Raw genomic sequence first — 16,507 nt, forward strand, 5'->3', positions numbered from 1 at the left:
CTTACTTCTCCTGCTCTGCAATCTCTTTGACCCAGGGGCGATGCCACTCCCGCATCAGGAGTTCATTGCGAAAACGCATCAGGGTCAGGGCACCGAGAAACGAGGCAAATGCCAGGATCATGATCAGCAGCGGCCAGAGCATCTCGGGTGAAATGGAGGGTTTGTCAAATTTGGTGATGGTGGCCCCCTGATGCAGGGTGTTCCACCACTCCACCGAGTAGTGAATGATGGGCAGGTTGATCACCCCGACCAGTGCAAGAATGCCGGCGGCACGGCCAGCGACCACCTTGTCACTGAAGGCGTTGTAGAGGGCTATCACGCCGAGGTAGAGAAACAGCAGGATCAGTTCAGAGGTGAGTCGCGCATCCCACACCCACCAGGTTCCCCACATCGGCTTGCCCCAGGCGGCACCGGTAAAGAGGGCAATAAAGGTAAATACGGCGCCGACCGGCGCAATGGCTGCAACCGTCATGTCCGCCATCCGCAATTGCCACACCAGGCCGATAAAGGCGGCTACCGCCATGGTGGAGTAGGCCCCCATGGAGAGAATGGCGGAAGGCACGTGGATATAGATGATCCGGAACGAATCTCCCTGCTGGTAATCTGCCGGAGCAAACGCGAGGCCCCAGACAGTACCGATCACAAACGAGAGCAGACTAATCACCGCAAACCAGGGCAACAGCGTGCCTGCCAGCTGATAGGCACGCTCCGGTTTGGCATAAGGGTGCAACCATTTCCACATAGCTCACAAAACCTTTTTGTTATTAATCGTTTGGCGAGGCCTACCATACCGACCGCAGGGCAGCATCAAATACCCCGAAAGCAATAAGCGGCACTCTCCTTGATCCATCGCAACATTATTTTTTGCAAAAAGACTCCGTTCGGAGCCAAATCCGGTTCAGCTCACGGCCATCAGTTGAGGCTGACCCGCAACGCCGCCGACACAGCCAGCGGCGTCAGTGTCAAAGCCCCCACCAGCATGGCGGCCAGAATGGCAAGCTGCCCGCCATAGGGCAAGCTCATCCCCGCGGCATCGATGGCTGAGGTGGCAAAAATCAGTACCGGAATATAGAGCGGCAGGATCAGCAGACTGAGCAGAACCCCGCCTTTGCGCAATCCCACCGTCAACGCAACCCCGACCGCGCCGAGCAGACTCAATACAGGAGTGCCCAGTGCCAGCGTCGCGACGACAGCCAGATAAGTGTTCATATCCAGCGACAGCAAAATCGCCAGCAAGGGAGAGATCAGCAGCAGCGGCAATCCGGTCAGCAGCCAGTGAGCGACCACTTTCGCCAGCGCCAGCAAGCCCAGCGGGTGCGGCATCAGCATCATCTGCTCCAGCGCGCCATCGGCAAAGTCGTCGCGAAACAGTCGCTCCAGCGACAGCATGGCCGCCAATAGCGCCGCTACCCAGATGATCCCCGGGGCAATACGGGCCAGCAGTTTGGGCTCCGGGCCAATCCCTAACGGAAACAGGGTGATGACGATGAGGAAAAACCAGAGCGGATTGAGAATATCGGAACGCTGGCGCAGAGCCATCAGCAGTTCACGGTGAATAAGGTGCATAACAGCGCGCAACATGGCGTTACTCCTGCAATGTCGAGGCGAAGGGGGTCAACGAGAGAGTCTTCAGCCGTCCCTGCATCAGGGTCAGATCCTGATGGGTGGTGAGGATCACCATGCCGCCCCGCTCGGCGTGGGCCAGAAAAAGCTGCTCGAGCACCTTGACCCCTTGTTTGTCGATGGCGGTAAAGGGCTCATCGAGGATCCAGAGTGCCGGTTTCTGTGACAGCCAGAGTCTGGCCAGAGCCACCCGGCGTTGCTGACCGGCAGAGAGTTGCCCGGTCGGGTTCTCTTCAAATCCGGCCAGCCCTACCCTGGCCAATATCTGCCACAAGTCAGTCTCTGTTTGCTGCGGGTGATGTAACTGCTGGTAGAACTTAAGGTTTTCAAAAGGGGTCAGCGCCGCTTTGACACCCGGCTGATGGCCGAGATAGAGCAGATTGGCATGATACTCATCACGACAGCGACGAATATTTTCCCCATTCCAGCACACCTCACCGGCAAACGGCTGCGACAGCCCGGTCAACAACCGCAACAAGCTGGTTTTGCCAACCCCGTTGGGCCCTTCAATTTGCACCAGATCGCCGGGCGCAACAGAGAAAGAGAGGTGTTCAAACAGAGTGCGATCTTCGCGCACGCAGCTCAGATTGTTAACTTGAAGCAGCATGGGGATTTTTTCAGAGAAAATGAAGCGGTCTGCATCTTAACACAGTATTGGAATACGTCTTTTCAAAGATGCAACAATTGAACTGACTGGCGACCGGGATCACAAAGAAAATACGGTAGAAACTACTCGCTCAACGCAGCTGGGGGACAAGCGGCTGCACGCCATAAAATTCAGGAAGGCAATTGCCTTCCTGAATCATCAAGAGCGACCTTTTCGCAACGATATCAAGAGCTCAGCCTCTGCCTTTGGCAACTCGCACTCACTCATGACTTCATCAAGATCGGCGCCCAGTTCGACCATCTTGGCCGCTCGGCTGTAGAGCCTGCGTTCGGGATCCTGCATGGTCAGCTCTTGCTGGCGCTCATTGACCTGCTGCATCGCCCCTTCCACCGACTGCAGACGCTGCCCCATGCCAATGGCACCGGTATGGAGCTCCATCATCTGCTTGCGCAAGCTTTCCAACTGACCTTGCAGCGTTGCCACACTGGCCTCGGACTCCTGCTTGCTGCGCTTGCTCTTGAACCAGATATAAGAGGCAAACGCCAAGGCAATCAGGGACACCCCCAAGGCAACCATCTCGATTATCAAAACATCACCTTACTTATCAGAGGGAACCGATATCTTCCCACTCTTCATCGGAGAGCAGCTTGTTCAAGTCAACCAGGATCAGCAGTTGCCCATCGCGGTTGCTCACCCCCTGAATAAACTTGGCGCTCTCTTCAGTACCGACCGCAGGTGCCGCATCGATCTCGGAAGAGCGCAGATAAACCACTTCAGCCACGCTGTCGACCATGATGCCGATCACCTGCTTCTCGGCCTCAATGATCACAATCCGGGAGTTTTCACTCACATCACCAGAAGGCAGACCGAAACGGGAACGGGTATCGATGACAGTCACCACATTGCCACGCAGGTTGATGATCCCCAGTACGTACTCAGGCGCACCCGGCACCGGTGCAATTTCGGTGTAGCGCAACACCTCCTGAACCTGCATCACATTGATGCCGTAGGTTTCGTTTTCCAGTTGGAAGGTTACCCATTGCAGCACTTCATCTTCGGCCAGATTCTGTGCAATATTGCGCTTTTCTGTCATGTTTTTATTCCTTTTATGAAAACGTCTACTGCTAAAACTAGCAATAAAACAGCTCGATTGCAGAAGTTATCAGCGACCTTCTATGTTAACCCCACGCTCCAGCAACAGGAGCAGTTCGCGGACGTGTAACAGGGCACACATTTTTTCTTTAACCATGCCCGCCAACCAGGGGCGCTTGCCCTCCTGATGGCGCCATTTCACCTGGTCACGGTGTAACAATTCAGTCCCTTTGAGATGATGGCAGGCTAATCCCCACGGCGATTCACCAAGCATAATCAGATACTTGTAATCATCCATCTCGAGATGCTGACCCGGCATGACCCACTGGGCAGTATCGACCACATTCATCTTCTGCTCGCGGGAGGTCATGATCCCCTTGTACCAACCCGGTTGGCCAAACAGGGAGGTGATCTCGCCCAGCTGATGAATACCACCCAGCTCGGTCAACGGCACCGCAAACGTCACGCCCGCGACTTCAAAGAAAAGGGCCTGAAACTCTTTACCGGTATCGATATTTTCCCAGGTAACAGGTTCACTGGCCTCTACCGGAGCAACCTCCAGCGCCGTCTCGGTCAGGATAGTAGTATGGGGTTCCGCAACCTCGGGGAGCAGCACCTCCGCAGGCCACTCAGGCTCCACCGGCAGCAGTGACTCCTCTGCCACAATCTCCAGCGGTGCGGTGAGAGTTGCTTCCTGGGTGAAGGCGTCATTCTCAAACTGGACTTGTCCCACCTGAGCCAATAGCTCACCGAGCTGGGCAAGCCGTGGATCGCTTTCAAGGTAAGGTGCGGCGACTACCTCGGGGACGCTTTGGGGCTGACGTTGCAACTGTAAAACAGGGGCAGATTGAACCTCTTCCACCTCATCCAGCACCAGCGGCTCATCGAGCAGCAGGGAGTGGAAATAGTCATCCATCGCCCGAACTTGAATGGTATCTCTCATGCCGTCACCTCATGAACCCGTTGCCGCTCAAGGGCATCAAGATGATTGAGCAGCGTTTCATATGCATAGGTTCCACGACTCCCGGGAGAATAGATAGACGGGGGGATATGCAGCAAGCTGGCATCCCGAAACTTGGTATCAATAGGGATTACCGCATTCCACACCGAATCCCCATATTGATCCTTGATCGACTTCAAGGTCATCAGAGAGGCACGGGTGCGCTTGTCGAACATGGTCGGGATCACGGTATAACGGAACTTGTCACGCTTGGAACGCTGCATGATCTCGAATGTTTTCATCATCCGCTCCAACCCCTTGAGGGCCAGAAATTCGGTCTGGACAGGCACCAGAATGCGATCGCAGGCAGCCAACGCGTTGACCATCATCACCCCCAGCACTGGCGGGCAATCGATCAGCACGTAATCATATTGATCCTGAATGCGCAGCAGTGCCCGCTTCAGTACCAGTCCCATCCCCTCACGATTGCCCATCACCCGATCAAGGGTCGCAAGGGTAATAGATGCGGGTAGTAAATTGATATTCTCGAACTTGGTCTTGAGCGTCAGTTTATTGACAAGCTCGGCTGTCGGTTTGACAGCTTGAAACAACTCATAGAGGGTTCCATCCAGGCGATCTGAATCAAAATCAAGATATGCAGTCAGCGAAGCATGGGGGTCGGTATCAATCAACAGCACCCGCTGGCCACGCTGGGCCAGGATCCCCGCAAGCGAGACCACTGTGGTGGTTTTACCCACACCACCTTTCTGGTTGGCAACCGTCCAAACAATCACTGTATCAATCCTGCCTTGTTGTTATGCGTATGCCACCACCGGGCAAGGTGATCACCTTTATCTCTCCTGCATCCACCGCCTGCTGTACAGCAGGAACCGGTTCAGCAACTACCGTCGGTGTTGCAACCACAGGTGCCGGCGGCACCCAGGCAAATTTGGAGATAGCGACCACAACCTTGCGATTCTGCAGTCTGCCCTGCTCGCTGCCGTTGTCAGCAAAAGGGGAAAACTCGCCATATGCCTCGAACGCCAGACGCTGGGGGGCGATCCCATCTGCAATCAAACCATTGAGTACCGCTTCGGCCCGAGCAGCAGAAAGCGCCCAGTTAGAACGATAAATTTCATTATTTATCTGTTGGTTATCGGTATAACCCCGAACCCTTACATAGTTATCGACCGGTTTGAGAATACTTGAAAGAGTATTAATGACCGGTGCAGCGTTTGGTCCCAAAAAGGCACTGCCGCTGCCAAACAACAAGCCGGAACTGAGTTCAACCGTCAGCCAGTTCTCATCTTGCGTCAGTTTGACGATACCGGCATCCACCAGCGAGCCCATGCTCTGTTGCAACTGCATATCGAGTTTTGCAAGTGTCGCGCCATCTTGCAGCACTGGCACACCAGAAATAGGAGCAAGTGAAGGAGAGGGGGATGCTGGGCTTTCCAGCAACGATGGAGAGGCAGATACCGGGTTATCCAGCAGGGAATTACCCTGCCCTTCAAGCAAGCCATTGCCGCCAGACTGCATGACACTGAACGCCTGGCTCATACCATCAATCACCGCGCGATACTTGTCCTTGTTCACCAGCGCAACAGAGTAAAGCACCACGAACAAGGCAAAGATCAGCGTCATATAATCGGCATAGGAGACCAGCCAGCGGTCAAGATGCTCGCGACCCTGCAAGTGCAACCGATAGCGCTTGCGCATGGCTACTCTCCTTTCAAATAGGCCCTGAGCCGGCGTTCAACCTGCAAGCCGTTTTCACCATGGGCGATAGCCAGCAGCCCTTCCAGGGTCATCTCCTGAAAGAGTGCATAGTGATAGTGAAATGCGCGTAGCCGGTTGGCGATAGGCAGGTAGATGAGGTTGGCAAACCCCACTCCATAGATGGTTGCCACAAATGCCACTGCGATACCCACCCCCAGCGCTGACGGGTCTTCGAGATGAAACATGGCCTGGATCAGGCCCAGCACGGCACCGATGATCCCGATGGTCGGACTGTACCCCCCCATAGCTTCAAATACCCTGGCGGCATGTTCATTACGCTCCTGCTCGATATCGATATCGGCTTCGAGCAACATGCGAATATCCTCCGTGGATACCCCATCGACAATCATGCCAAGCCCTTGACGGGTAAAGTTGTCTTCCTCCTGCTCAGCCTGATTTTCAAGAGCCAGCAGCCCTTGCTGGCGCGCAAAGACGGCCCATGACTGCAACCGTTCGGCCTGCGTCGCGAGATCCTGGCGGGGAGGGGTAAAAATCCATAACAGCTGGCGCAACGCCAGCAGGATGTACTTGGCTGGAGTCTGCAACGTGACGGCACCAACGGTACCACCCAGCACGATCAAAAAAGCGGGGCCGTCCACCAACGTCAACAGGGAGCCGCCATGCCACAGTTGGGCAATGGCAATAGCCCCCAATGCCAGGAGCAGACCGAGCAAGCCCATGATTAGCGCCCCAACTCAACCAGAATACGCTGGGCCACCTTGTCCAGAGGGAGTGATTCGCTGGCAATCCCCGCTTTGGCTACCGCTTGCGGCATACCATATACCACGCAGGAAGCCTCATCCTGAGCCCAGATGGTTGATCCCTGCTCTTTCAGCAGTCTGGCGCCATCACGGCCATCTGCGCCCATACCGGTCAGCACAATCGCCAGTACCTTGTCGGCATAGGTTTTGGCCGCAGAGGCAAAGGTGATGTCCACACAAGGCTTGTAATTGACCTTGTCGTTGCCATCCACGATGCGAATGCGAGCCCCTACCCCACGACCTTCCAACAGCATCTGCTTACCACCGGGAGCAAGATAGGCATGCCCGGGTTTAAGCACATCGCCATCTTCCGCTTCCTTGACGCCAATCTGACATAACCCGTTGAGACGGGCAGCAAATGCGGCAGTAAACGTGGCTGGCATATGCTGGATAAGCAGGATTGGATGGGGAAAATCCCCCGGCAACTTGGTCAGCACATTTTGCAAAGCAACAGGTCCGCCGGTAGAAGTCCCGATCGCCACCAACTGATAACTCTTGCCACTGCGCTTGAATGAGGCACTTGGCACAGTGCGTTGCAGATCAGGCTGACGATCTGAAGATCTGGGCGCAGGGCTACCCAGCGGAGCACGAGCAACCGGTTCAGGTGCTTTGGGGCGAGCAGCTGATGTCATCAGGAAGCGCTTGCGGGAAATCTCCTTTACCCGCTGTTGCAACAGTCTGACCGCTTCATCTTTGTCTCTGGCAATGTCCTCAAACTTCTTGGGCAAGAAGTCTAGGGCACCAGCATCCAGCGCATCCAGCGTAGCCTTGGCCCCTTCATGGGTCAGGGAGGAGAACATCAGAATGGGGGTTGGGCACTTGGCCATGATCTCCCGCACCGCACTGATGCCATCCATCACGGGCATCTCGATGTCCATGGTGATCACATCAGGGCGCAGTGACAGCGCCTTGTCCACCGCCTCACGTCCATTCTGGGCCGTATCAATCACCGTCAGCATGGGATCCTGATTGATGATCTCGCTCACCCGACGGCGAAAGAAGCTCGAATCGTCGACAACTAATACCTTGACTGCCATTGTTGTTTTTCTAACTCCTTGGGCCTGAGCTATTAATGTCTACGCGCATATGCTTTGAGCAGACTCGGCACATCCAAAATAAGAGCGATTCCGCCATCACTGGTAATCGTCGCACCGGCCATGCCAGGGGTGCCTTGCAGCAGATTATCGAGTGGCTTGATCACCACCTCTTCCTGACCAATCAGGCTGTCTACCACAAACCCGATTTGCTGAGTGCCAATCTGCACAATCACCACATGTCCGGTATCCTGACGTGAACGCTTGTTGGCGCCACGAATCAACCACTTGTGCAGATAGAAGAGCGGTATCGCCTTCTCGCGCACAATGATGGTGAGCTGGCCATCAACCATGTTGGCCTTTTTCAGATCCAGATGGAAAATCTCATTCACACAACCAAGGGGAAGTGCGAAAGTCTGCTCACCCACTTCCACCATCAGAGTTGGCAGAATGGCCAGCGTCAACGGAACCTTGATTTCGAGACGGGTACCTTTCCCCCAGGTGGAATCGATATGCACCGATCCATTGAGGCTGACAATGCTGGTTTTAACCACATCCATTCCGACACCACGGCCAGAGATATCGGAGATCTCGGCCTTGGTTGAAAAGCCCGGAGCAAAGATCAGGTTATAGGCATCGTTGTCGCTCATGCGAGCGGCAGTATCTGCATCCAGAACACCGCGACTGATTGCGATGGACTTGAGTTTCTCAGGATCCATCCCTGCCCCATCATCCTCGATGCAAAGCAGAATATGGTCACCTTGCTGGGAGGCACTAAGGGTTATTGTCCCTTGACGCGGTTTGCCCGCTTTCTCTCGCACATCCGGCATTTCGACCCCGTGATCGCATGAGTTGCGAACAAGGTGAACCAGAGGATCGGCGAGCGCCTCTACCAGGTTTTTATCCAGATCTGTCTCTTCCCCCACCATCACCAGCTCAATCTCTTTCTTGAGGGTTCTGGCCAGATCACGCACCACGCGCGGGAAACGACCAAATACCTTCTTGATTGGCTGCATGCGGGTTTTCATCACCGCACCTTGCAGGTCAGCCGTTACCACATCCAGATTGGCAACCGCCTTTGACATCTCTTCATCATTGCTGGCAATACCCAGGCTCACCAGCCGATTACGAACCAGTACCAACTCGCCTACCATGTTCATGATGACATCGAGAGTCTTGGTATCCACCCGCACCGTCGTATCGCTTTGCACGGCACTGTTTTCTGCTGGCGCAGGCGCAGCCTTGGCGGCAGGCGCTGGTGCCTTGGCTGCTTCAGCGGGTTTTGCGGGGGCAGCCGGTGCTGGTTTGGCTACAGGAGTGGCCGGTTTGGGCGGAGTCACCGCGGCAGGTGCGGCAGGTGCGGCAGGTGCGGCAGGTGCGGCAGGTGCGGCAGGTGCCATAGTACTCTGAGGCCCTTGACCACGACCATGCAATTCATCAAGCAGACGCTCAAACTCATCATCATCGATAAGCTCGTCCACCTCTTTTTGCACCGATTTCAGAGGATTCACCTCTGGCGCCCCCATGTGCTGTCCCTGACCATGCAACTGGTCCAACAAGGCCTCAAACTCATCATCGGTGATATCGCCAGAGCCACCAGCGATAGGCGCTGCTGCAACCGTCTTGGTCGGTGCCCCACCCACGCCGTGGAGCTCGTCCAGCAGACGTTCAAACTCGTCTGCAGAAATTTCATCAATCGAGCCGCCGCCATTGACAGGAGCAGGCTCGCTGCTGATGGCTGCGGGTTCAACAACTTCTGGAGCAACTTCTTCAACAACTACCGGTGCTGCAGGTTCAGATTCTACAGCCGCAGCCGCACTGGTAGCAGTGCGCAGTTGCTCTTCCCCTTCCGGCTTGCACAACTCGTGGAGGTCATGAAGCAAATCATCTGACGCAGGGCTGGGTGCTTCGCGATTTTGAACCTGGGCGAACATGACATTGATGGCATCCAGCGCTTGCAGGATTACATCCATCAGCTCCGCAGTAACGGTTCGCTTGCCATTACGCAAGATATCGAACACGTTTTCCGCACCGTGGCATACATCAACCAGTTCACCGAGCGACAGAAAACCAGCCCCCCCTTTCACGGTATGGAAACCGCGAAAGATGGCATTCAACAGGTTCTTGTCATCGGGCCGCTTTTCCAAGTCGACCAGTTGTTCAGACAACTGTTCCAATATTTCGGATGCTTCGACCAGAAAGTCTTGCAGTATGTCTTCATCAACTTCGAAGGCCATGCGTCACTCCATTAGAATCCCAAGCTAGACAGCAGATCGTCCACATCATCCTGACCATTGACCACATCGGCACGAGCCTCGGGGTTCATGATAGGGCCCTCTGCTTCAATCCCGTTGACAGGAATACTACGAGTTGAATGCTCAGCAGAAGCCTCACCAAACATGGTCAGCATTTCTATTAATTTTGTTTCAACTTCCTGAACAAGCTTGATGACCTTGCGGATCATCTGACCTGTCAAATCCTGAAAATCTTGTGCCATCAGGATTTCTGTCAGCAGTTGCCGTAATTTATCGGCATCAGACTCTGAAGCCTTAATAAAATCATCAAGTTGGTGACATAAGGATTTGAACTGTCCCACGCTCATGTCACGAGACATGAGGGCATTCCAGTTCGGCATCACCAGCTGGATATTGTCATTCAGGCGATCCGCTATCGGCAAACTGGCTTCCACCGCATCCATTGTGCGATTGGCCGCTTTGTCGGTCATATCGATAACGTAGCTCAAGCGTTCCCGAGCATCGGGAATATCATGAGTAGCCAAATCCGGAATACGGGGATCGAGGCGAAATTCTTGAAGTGAATCATGCAGTTGTCGGGTCAGCTGACCTACTTTTTCAAACAGATCGGCTGCGTTGGGGGCACATACTTCGGCAAGCAGTTCATCGGCCAGCTCAAATTCGCCTTGCTCCAGATGAGCAACAAGCATCCTTGCCTGGTCGAGCGAAATCATTGCTCTCGTTTTGGCCATCATCCCTGCAGCTCCTTAGCCAATTCGTTCGAAAATTTTGTCGAGTTTTTCTTTGAGCGTTGCTGCGGTGAAGGGCTTGACGATGTAACCGTTGACGCCAGCTTGGGCGGCTTCAATGATCTGCTCACGTTTGGCTTCAGCGGTTACCATCAGTACCGGCAGATGCTTGAGCTTCTCATCGACACGGATGGCTTTAAGCAGGTCAATACCTTGCATGCCTGGCATGTTCCAGTCGGTAACTACAAACTGAAAGTCACCATTTTTCAGCATCGGCAGCGCTGTATTGCCGTCATCCGCCTCATGGGTATTGTTGAATCCCAAGTCGCGCAGCAAGTTCTTGATAATCCGGCGCATCGTTGAAAAATCGTCAACAATGAGGATTTTCATGTTCTTGTCCAAAATTCCCTCCTAAATAGCCACCAGAGTGGCTCACTTACATGATGCTAAAAACGGGTTGTGTCGTGCGGATTATGCCTTAGAGTTTCATCTCAGTGTAGCCAGTACAAACACTTATAGATGCCAATCTCTCAAACGAGCACGCAATCTGTGCATTGCCTGACTGTGGATCTGGCTCACACGCGACTCGCTGACATTCAAAACCTCGCCAATTTCACGCAAATTCAGCTCTTCATCGTAGTAAAGAGAGAGAACCAAAGCTTCTCTCTCTGGTAGACGACCAATTTGCTCGGATAATTGAATCTGAAATCGCTCGGCAGCCAATTCATCGAATCCCGAGCCTGAAGGGGCGTCATCGGGGTTGCCGATCACATCCTCGCTGACTCCCAAATCTTCGATGCCGATAATTTTGCCGCAGGAGACATCTTGCAGCATCGCATGGTAATCAGCGATGGATACCCCCATCTCGGCAGCAACCTCGGTATCTCGCGCGTCACGCCCGTGAGTCTGCTCGACACTCTCGATCGCTTCTGCAATAGCCCTGCTGTTGCGATGCACTGAACGGGGCACCCAGTCACCACGCCGAATCTCATCCAGCATGGCGCCGCGGATCCGGATCCCGGCATACGTCTCGAAGCTGGCCCCCTTGCTACCGTCAAAGTTGCGGGAGGCTTCAAGCAGCCCAATCATACCTGCCTGGATCAGGTCATCCAGCAAGACACTGCTGGGCAGGCGAGCCAACAAATGCTGGGCAATTCGCTTGACCAGGGGAGCATGACGCTCCACCAGCACGTAGGAATCCTGATGACGCAAGTACGCTTGGGCTTTATTCACGGGAACCTTCCTGTGTTGTGGCCGGTTTCTGCAACAAATTTTCCAGGAAAAACTCCAGATGGCCGCCCGGCTGGTTGGGCACCGGCCAGCTCGCCGCCTTGTTGGCAAGGGCCCGGAACGCCAGTGCGGCCGGCGACTTGGGAAACGCCTCGACAATCAGCTTCTGCTTGCGCACGGCGGCACGCAGATTGGTGTCATAGGGTACACAGGCGACCAGTTCCAGCGAGGTGTCGAGGAAACGATCCGTGACCCGGGTCAGTTTGGCAAAGAGCTCCTGCCCTTCGCGCAGACTGCGCACCATATTGGCCACCACCTTGAAACGAAACACGCCGTGATCCTTGGATAGGATCTTGATGAGGGCGTAGGCATCGGTGATGGAGGTCGGCTAATCACAGACCACCACCATGATGTCTTGAGCGGCACGGGTGAAGCTCAGCACCATGTCGGAGATCCCCGCAGCCGTATCCACCAGCAGGATGTCGACCTGGGTCTTCATTTCGCTGAAGGCACGGATAAGCTCGGCATGCTGCACCGGAGAAAGCTCGACCATGGACTGGGTGCCCGAGGTCGCAGGCACGATCATCATGCCGTAAGGGCCTTCGACGATGATGTCGTCGATGGTGCATTCACCGGCCAGCACGTGAGAGAGGTTACGATGAACCCGCAGCCCCAGCATGACGTCGACGTTGGCCAGACCCAAGTCGGCATCCAGCACCATCACCCGCTTGCCTTGGGCGGCCATGGCTCCGGCCACGTTCAGGGTCACGTTGGTCTTGCCCACGCCACCTTTACCACCGGAAACGGCGATTACTTTTACTCGATTGTTTTGACGCATTTTGCGCAGACCACTCGCCTGATCCATATACATGTTACTCATAAAACTCCGAATCTTCGGCCTCGCCAAAGCCTGCGCCCCAGAAATAGGGCTCCTCTGTTTCTCGCTCCAGCGAGCCCATGGCAGCTCCGACGAGCTGCGCCGCATTGGCAACCTGAATATCTTCCGGAACCCTTTGTCCATCAGTGATATAGCTGATGGGTAATGAATTCTGGATACACACGTTAATCACTTCGCCCAGATTCAGACTTTCATCCAATTTGGTAAGTATGCAGCCGCTTAATGGAATACGCCGGAAATGGTCAACCGCCTCCTGCATCACCCGACGCTGGGAAGTTGCCGACATCACCAGATAACTGCGGATCCGCACCTTGGCATTCTTGACCAGGGTATCGAGCTGCTCGGTCAGCCGGATATCCCGTTGGCCCACCCCGGCCGTATCGATAAGTACCAGCCGACGGTGGCGGAACTGATAAAGGGCATTGGCCAGCTCTTCGGCATCACGCACCTGCCGTACCGGGCAACCCATGATGCGGCCATAGGTCTGCAGCTGTTCATGGGCACCAATCCGGTAGTTGTCGGTGGTGATCAGCGCCACCTGTTCGGCGCCATACTTCATGGCGAAACGGGCAGCCAGCTTGGCGATGGTAGTGGTTTTGCCCACCCCGGTCGGACCAAGCAGCGCCACCGCGCCGCCCTGACGCATGATCTCGTCCTCACTGATCTTGAGCTGGGCCGTCAGCACCTCGGCCAACTGGGCCATCGCCTGATGGATGGACATATCTTCGGGGATCAGTCCCGCAAGTTGATCGGCAAACGCATCGTCAAAGCCGAGCTTCTTGAGCTCCTTGATCAGCAGGGCCCGCATCGGTTCGCGGCGCTCCACCTCTTGCCACATCAGCCCGGAGATCTGGTGCTCCAGCAATTTACGGATGCTGGCCATCTCCTTGCGCATCCCCTCCATCTCCTGATCCCGCTGGGCAGGTTGAGGGGGGCGCTGGCCGGACGCAACCCGAGCTTTGGGCTTGGCAGGTTCCGGAGCGGCGCCCCACTGCCCCTGCTCGGCCAATGTTCTGGGCGCAGCATTGGCAGCGGCCAGACCGGCCGATTGGGTATTACCCAGTGTCGCCCCATTGCCCGGCTTGAGCTTCTGCTGGCGCGCCAGCAAGGCGGCCAGGGTATCGGCATAATGTTCGTTCTGCTCCTTCGCCGGCGACGGCTCGGGGCGGATCATCTGCCGTGCAGCAGACGAAATATTGACGCTCTCATCGTTCAGCTGACGACGAACCGGCGCATCTTTGGGCCCCGGGACCTGGGATTGATAATCGACTGCGGCGACTATCTCTACCCCTCCGGTGACCTTCTTGTTGGACATGATGACGGCATCCGGCCCGAGAGTCTCCTTGACCTCGGCCAGAGCCGTTCGCATATCCTTGGCAAAAAACCGCTTAATCTTCACCCGTCGTCTCCGCTAACTAGTTCTGCCCTACCGCACTGACGATGCGGATCTGCTTGTCGTCGGGCACTTCCTGATAAGACAGAACGCGCAATCCAGGAATGGCATTCTTGACAAATTTCGCCAGGGTATTGCGCAAGATCCCCGATGTCAGAAGCACGGCCGGTTGGCCTTCCAATTCTTGTCGTTGAGTGGCTTCCACCAGTGAACGCTGCATCCGCTCTGCCAGACCCGGTTCAATACCGGCACCATCACCGCCACCAGCCTGCAGGGATTGATGCAATATACGTTCCAATTCCGGCGCCAAGGTAATCACCGGCAGCTCGGGATCGGGGCCTGCAATCTCCTGCACAATCAGGCGACGCAGGGCAATCCGGCAAGCGGCCGTGAGCACTTCCGGATCCGGACTGCGCGGTGCGTATTCAACCAGGGTCTGCAGGATAGTGCGCATATCGCGGATTGGCACGCCTTCATTGAGCAAATTCTGCAATACCTTCACAAGGTTACCCATGCTGATCACTTCCGGCACCAGCCCTTCGACCAGCTTGCTCTGATGTTTGCCAATCATGTCGAGCAGCTGTTGTACCTCGTCATGACCCAGCAGCAAAGCCGCATGGTTGGTCAGGATCTGGCTCAGATGGGTAGCCACCACGGTCGCGGTATCCACCACCGTATACCCCAGTGTCTGTGCCTGAGAGACCATCTCCTTGGCAACCCAGACCGCTTCCAGTCCGAAGGCGGGATCCCGGGTGGCTATCCCCTGGATCTGGCCGAACACCTGCCCCGGATTGATGGCCATCTCCTTATCATGGTAGACATTGGCCTCGCCGGTACTGACCCCCATCAAGGTGATGCGGTATTGGTTTGGCGCCAGATCCAGGTTGTCGCGAATGTGGACGGCCGGGACCAGAAAGCCCAGCTCTTGCGAGAGTTTCTTGCGCACCCCTTTGATCCGGTTGAGCAGTTCGCCACCCTGATTGCGATCCACCAGCGGGATCAGCTGATAACCCACTTCAAGCCCGATGATGTCCACCGGCATCACATCATCCCAGCTCAGCTCTTTCTGCTCATGAGGTTGTTCGGCAGTGGCAGGCAGCAGCTCGCCCTTGGCTGCTTTGGCGGCCGCCAGTTTCTCGCGGCGCAGCAACCACCAGGCGCCAGCGGCGGCAAGAGCCCCCAGACTCAGGAAGGCGAAATGCGGCATCCCCGGCACCAGCCCCATCATCAGCAGAATCCCGGCCGAGATGATCAGGGCTTTGGGATTGTCAAACAGCTGGCCTAGTACTGCGGTACCCATGTCCTGATCGGTATTCTGACGGGTCACTATGATGGCGGCAGCGATGGAGAGCAGCAGGGAGGGGATCTGCGCCACCAGACCGTCACCGATGGCCAACAGGGTATAGATCTCGGCCGATTCGCTGAAGGTCAGCTGGTGCTGCATCATCCCGATGATGAAGCCGCCGATGATGTTGATAAAGAGGATCATGATGCCCGCAATGGCATCCCCTTTGACAAACTTGGAGGCACCATCCATGGAGCCGTAGAAGTCAGCTTCCTGGGTTACATCCTGACGACGCTTCTTCGCCTCTTCCTGATTGATGAGACCGGCGTTCAAATCGGCATCGATGGCCATCTGTTTGCCCGGCATCGCATCAAGGGTAAAACGGGCACTTACTTCCGCGATCCGCCCGGCACCCTTGGTAATTACCACAAAGTTGATGATCATCAGGATGGTGAAAACGATGATGCCGACCGCATAGTTGCCGCCGATCACCACGTTACCGAACGCCTCGATCACATGGCCGGCCGCCGCACTGCCATTATGACCTTCCAGCAACACCACCCGGGTCGAGGCGACGTTCAACGCCAACCGCAGCAAGGTAGCGAGCAGCAGTACGGTCGGGAAGGCAGCAAATTCGAGGGGGCGGCGAGTATAGACGGATACCAGCAGCACCACGATGGAGAGGGCAATGTTAAAGGAGAAGAGCACATCCAGCATCAGCGGCGGGATGGGTAACACCACCATGCCGAGCGCGGCCAATACCAGCAGAGGGGTGCCAAGGCCTTTGCCCAAAACTCCCCGGTACTCTTTGAACTGGCCCAATACTGCCTTGAATTCCATCGCGCTTCTCAATTTCAACCTGCTGGTGCCAGATTAAAGCAA

Annotated in this window: 16 protein-coding genes and 1 pseudogene; all 17 read right to left on the minus strand. The window is 55.6% G+C overall.

Annotation, left to right across the window (positions count from 1 at the left end; translation table 11 throughout):
• Position 1 precedes the first annotated feature (1 nt).
• Positions 2–742 (minus strand): heme ABC transporter permease, encoded by a 741-nt coding sequence (locus ACTG2J_RS14740; RefSeq protein ID WP_042054451.1) that lies wholly within the window; start codon positions 740–742, stop codon positions 2–4.
• 170 nt (positions 743–912) lie between these two features.
• Entirely contained in the window at positions 913–1,581 is a 669-nt protein-coding gene (gene ccmB, locus ACTG2J_RS14745) for a heme exporter protein CcmB (RefSeq protein ID WP_005353658.1), read from the minus strand.
• Positions 1,582–1,585: 4 nt separating this feature from the next.
• Positions 1,586–2,230: a cytochrome c biogenesis heme-transporting ATPase CcmA gene (gene ccmA, locus ACTG2J_RS14750; RefSeq protein ID WP_274161148.1), complete on the minus strand. Its 645-nt coding sequence runs from the start codon at positions 2,228–2,230 to the stop codon at positions 1,586–1,588.
• Between the two features lie 198 nt (positions 2,231–2,428).
• Positions 2,429–2,806, minus strand: coding sequence for a DUF2802 domain-containing protein (locus ACTG2J_RS14755; protein ID WP_005353661.1), 378 nt, complete (start codon positions 2,804–2,806; stop codon positions 2,429–2,431).
• A gap of 28 nt (positions 2,807–2,834) precedes the next feature.
• Positions 2,835–3,323 carry a chemotaxis protein CheW gene (locus tag ACTG2J_RS14760; protein WP_005298836.1) on the minus strand — a complete coding sequence of 163 codons (489 nt, stop codon included), beginning with the start codon at positions 3,321–3,323 and terminating at the stop codon, positions 2,835–2,837.
• A 69-nt stretch (positions 3,324–3,392) separates the two neighbouring features.
• Positions 3,393–4,265 carry a chemotaxis protein CheW gene (locus ACTG2J_RS14765; RefSeq protein WP_113740465.1) on the minus strand — a complete coding sequence of 291 codons (873 nt, stop codon included), beginning with the start codon at positions 4,263–4,265 and terminating at the stop codon, positions 3,393–3,395.
• The gene (locus ACTG2J_RS14770) at positions 4,262–5,056 is read right to left on the minus strand and encodes a ParA family protein (protein WP_005334696.1); all 795 of its coding nucleotides are present in this window, start codon (positions 5,054–5,056) and stop codon (positions 4,262–4,264) included. The genes ACTG2J_RS14765 and ACTG2J_RS14770 overlap by 4 nt, the downstream gene beginning before the upstream one ends.
• A gap of 4 nt (positions 5,057–5,060) precedes the next feature.
• Positions 5,061–5,981, minus strand: a complete 921-nt coding sequence (locus tag ACTG2J_RS14775; RefSeq protein WP_005334698.1) for a flagellar motor protein MotB — start codon at positions 5,979–5,981, stop codon at positions 5,061–5,063.
• A gap of 2 nt (positions 5,982–5,983) precedes the next feature.
• Entirely contained in the window at positions 5,984–6,721 is a 738-nt protein-coding gene (locus ACTG2J_RS14780) for a flagellar motor protein (protein WP_439989440.1), read from the minus strand.
• Between the two features lie 2 nt (positions 6,722–6,723).
• Positions 6,724–7,839, minus strand: a complete 1,116-nt coding sequence (locus ACTG2J_RS14785; protein WP_129503544.1) for a protein-glutamate methylesterase/protein-glutamine glutaminase — start codon at positions 7,837–7,839, stop codon at positions 6,724–6,726.
• 32 nt (positions 7,840–7,871) lie between these two features.
• A complete protein-coding gene (locus ACTG2J_RS14790; RefSeq protein ID WP_439997628.1) occupies positions 7,872–10,073 on the minus strand; it encodes a chemotaxis protein CheA in 2,202 nt (733 codons plus the stop codon).
• A gap of 11 nt (positions 10,074–10,084) precedes the next feature.
• On the minus strand, positions 10,085–10,825 hold the full coding sequence (locus tag ACTG2J_RS14795; protein WP_005353668.1) for a protein phosphatase CheZ: 741 nt from the start codon (positions 10,823–10,825) through the stop codon (positions 10,085–10,087).
• Positions 10,826–10,837: 12 nt separating this feature from the next.
• On the minus strand, positions 10,838–11,209 hold the full coding sequence (gene cheY, locus ACTG2J_RS14800; RefSeq protein ID WP_005334709.1) for a chemotaxis response regulator CheY: 372 nt from the start codon (positions 11,207–11,209) through the stop codon (positions 10,838–10,840).
• A 123-nt stretch (positions 11,210–11,332) separates the two neighbouring features.
• Positions 11,333–12,052 carry an RNA polymerase sigma factor FliA gene (locus ACTG2J_RS14805; protein WP_047439647.1) on the minus strand — a complete coding sequence of 240 codons (720 nt, stop codon included), beginning with the start codon at positions 12,050–12,052 and terminating at the stop codon, positions 11,333–11,335.
• Positions 12,045–12,920 (minus strand): annotated as a pseudogene (locus tag ACTG2J_RS14810) (MinD/ParA family protein). The gene ACTG2J_RS14805 and the pseudogene ACTG2J_RS14810 overlap by 8 nt, the downstream one beginning before the upstream one ends.
• A 1-nt stretch (position 12,921) precedes the next feature.
• Complete coding sequence (flhF, locus tag ACTG2J_RS14815; RefSeq protein ID WP_064339694.1) at positions 12,922–14,346, minus strand: flagellar biosynthesis protein FlhF; 1,425 nt, start codon at positions 14,344–14,346, stop codon at positions 12,922–12,924.
• A gap of 16 nt (positions 14,347–14,362) precedes the next feature.
• Positions 14,363–16,465: a flagellar biosynthesis protein FlhA gene (gene flhA / locus ACTG2J_RS14820; protein ID WP_005353675.1), complete on the minus strand. Its 2,103-nt coding sequence runs from the start codon at positions 16,463–16,465 to the stop codon at positions 14,363–14,365.
• Positions 16,466–16,507 lie beyond the last annotated feature (42 nt).

This window comes from Aeromonas sp. 6P, from assembly GCF_051919525.1.
In the GTDB taxonomy this organism is placed as follows: Bacteria; Pseudomonadota; Gammaproteobacteria; order Enterobacterales; family Aeromonadaceae; genus Aeromonas; species Aeromonas veronii.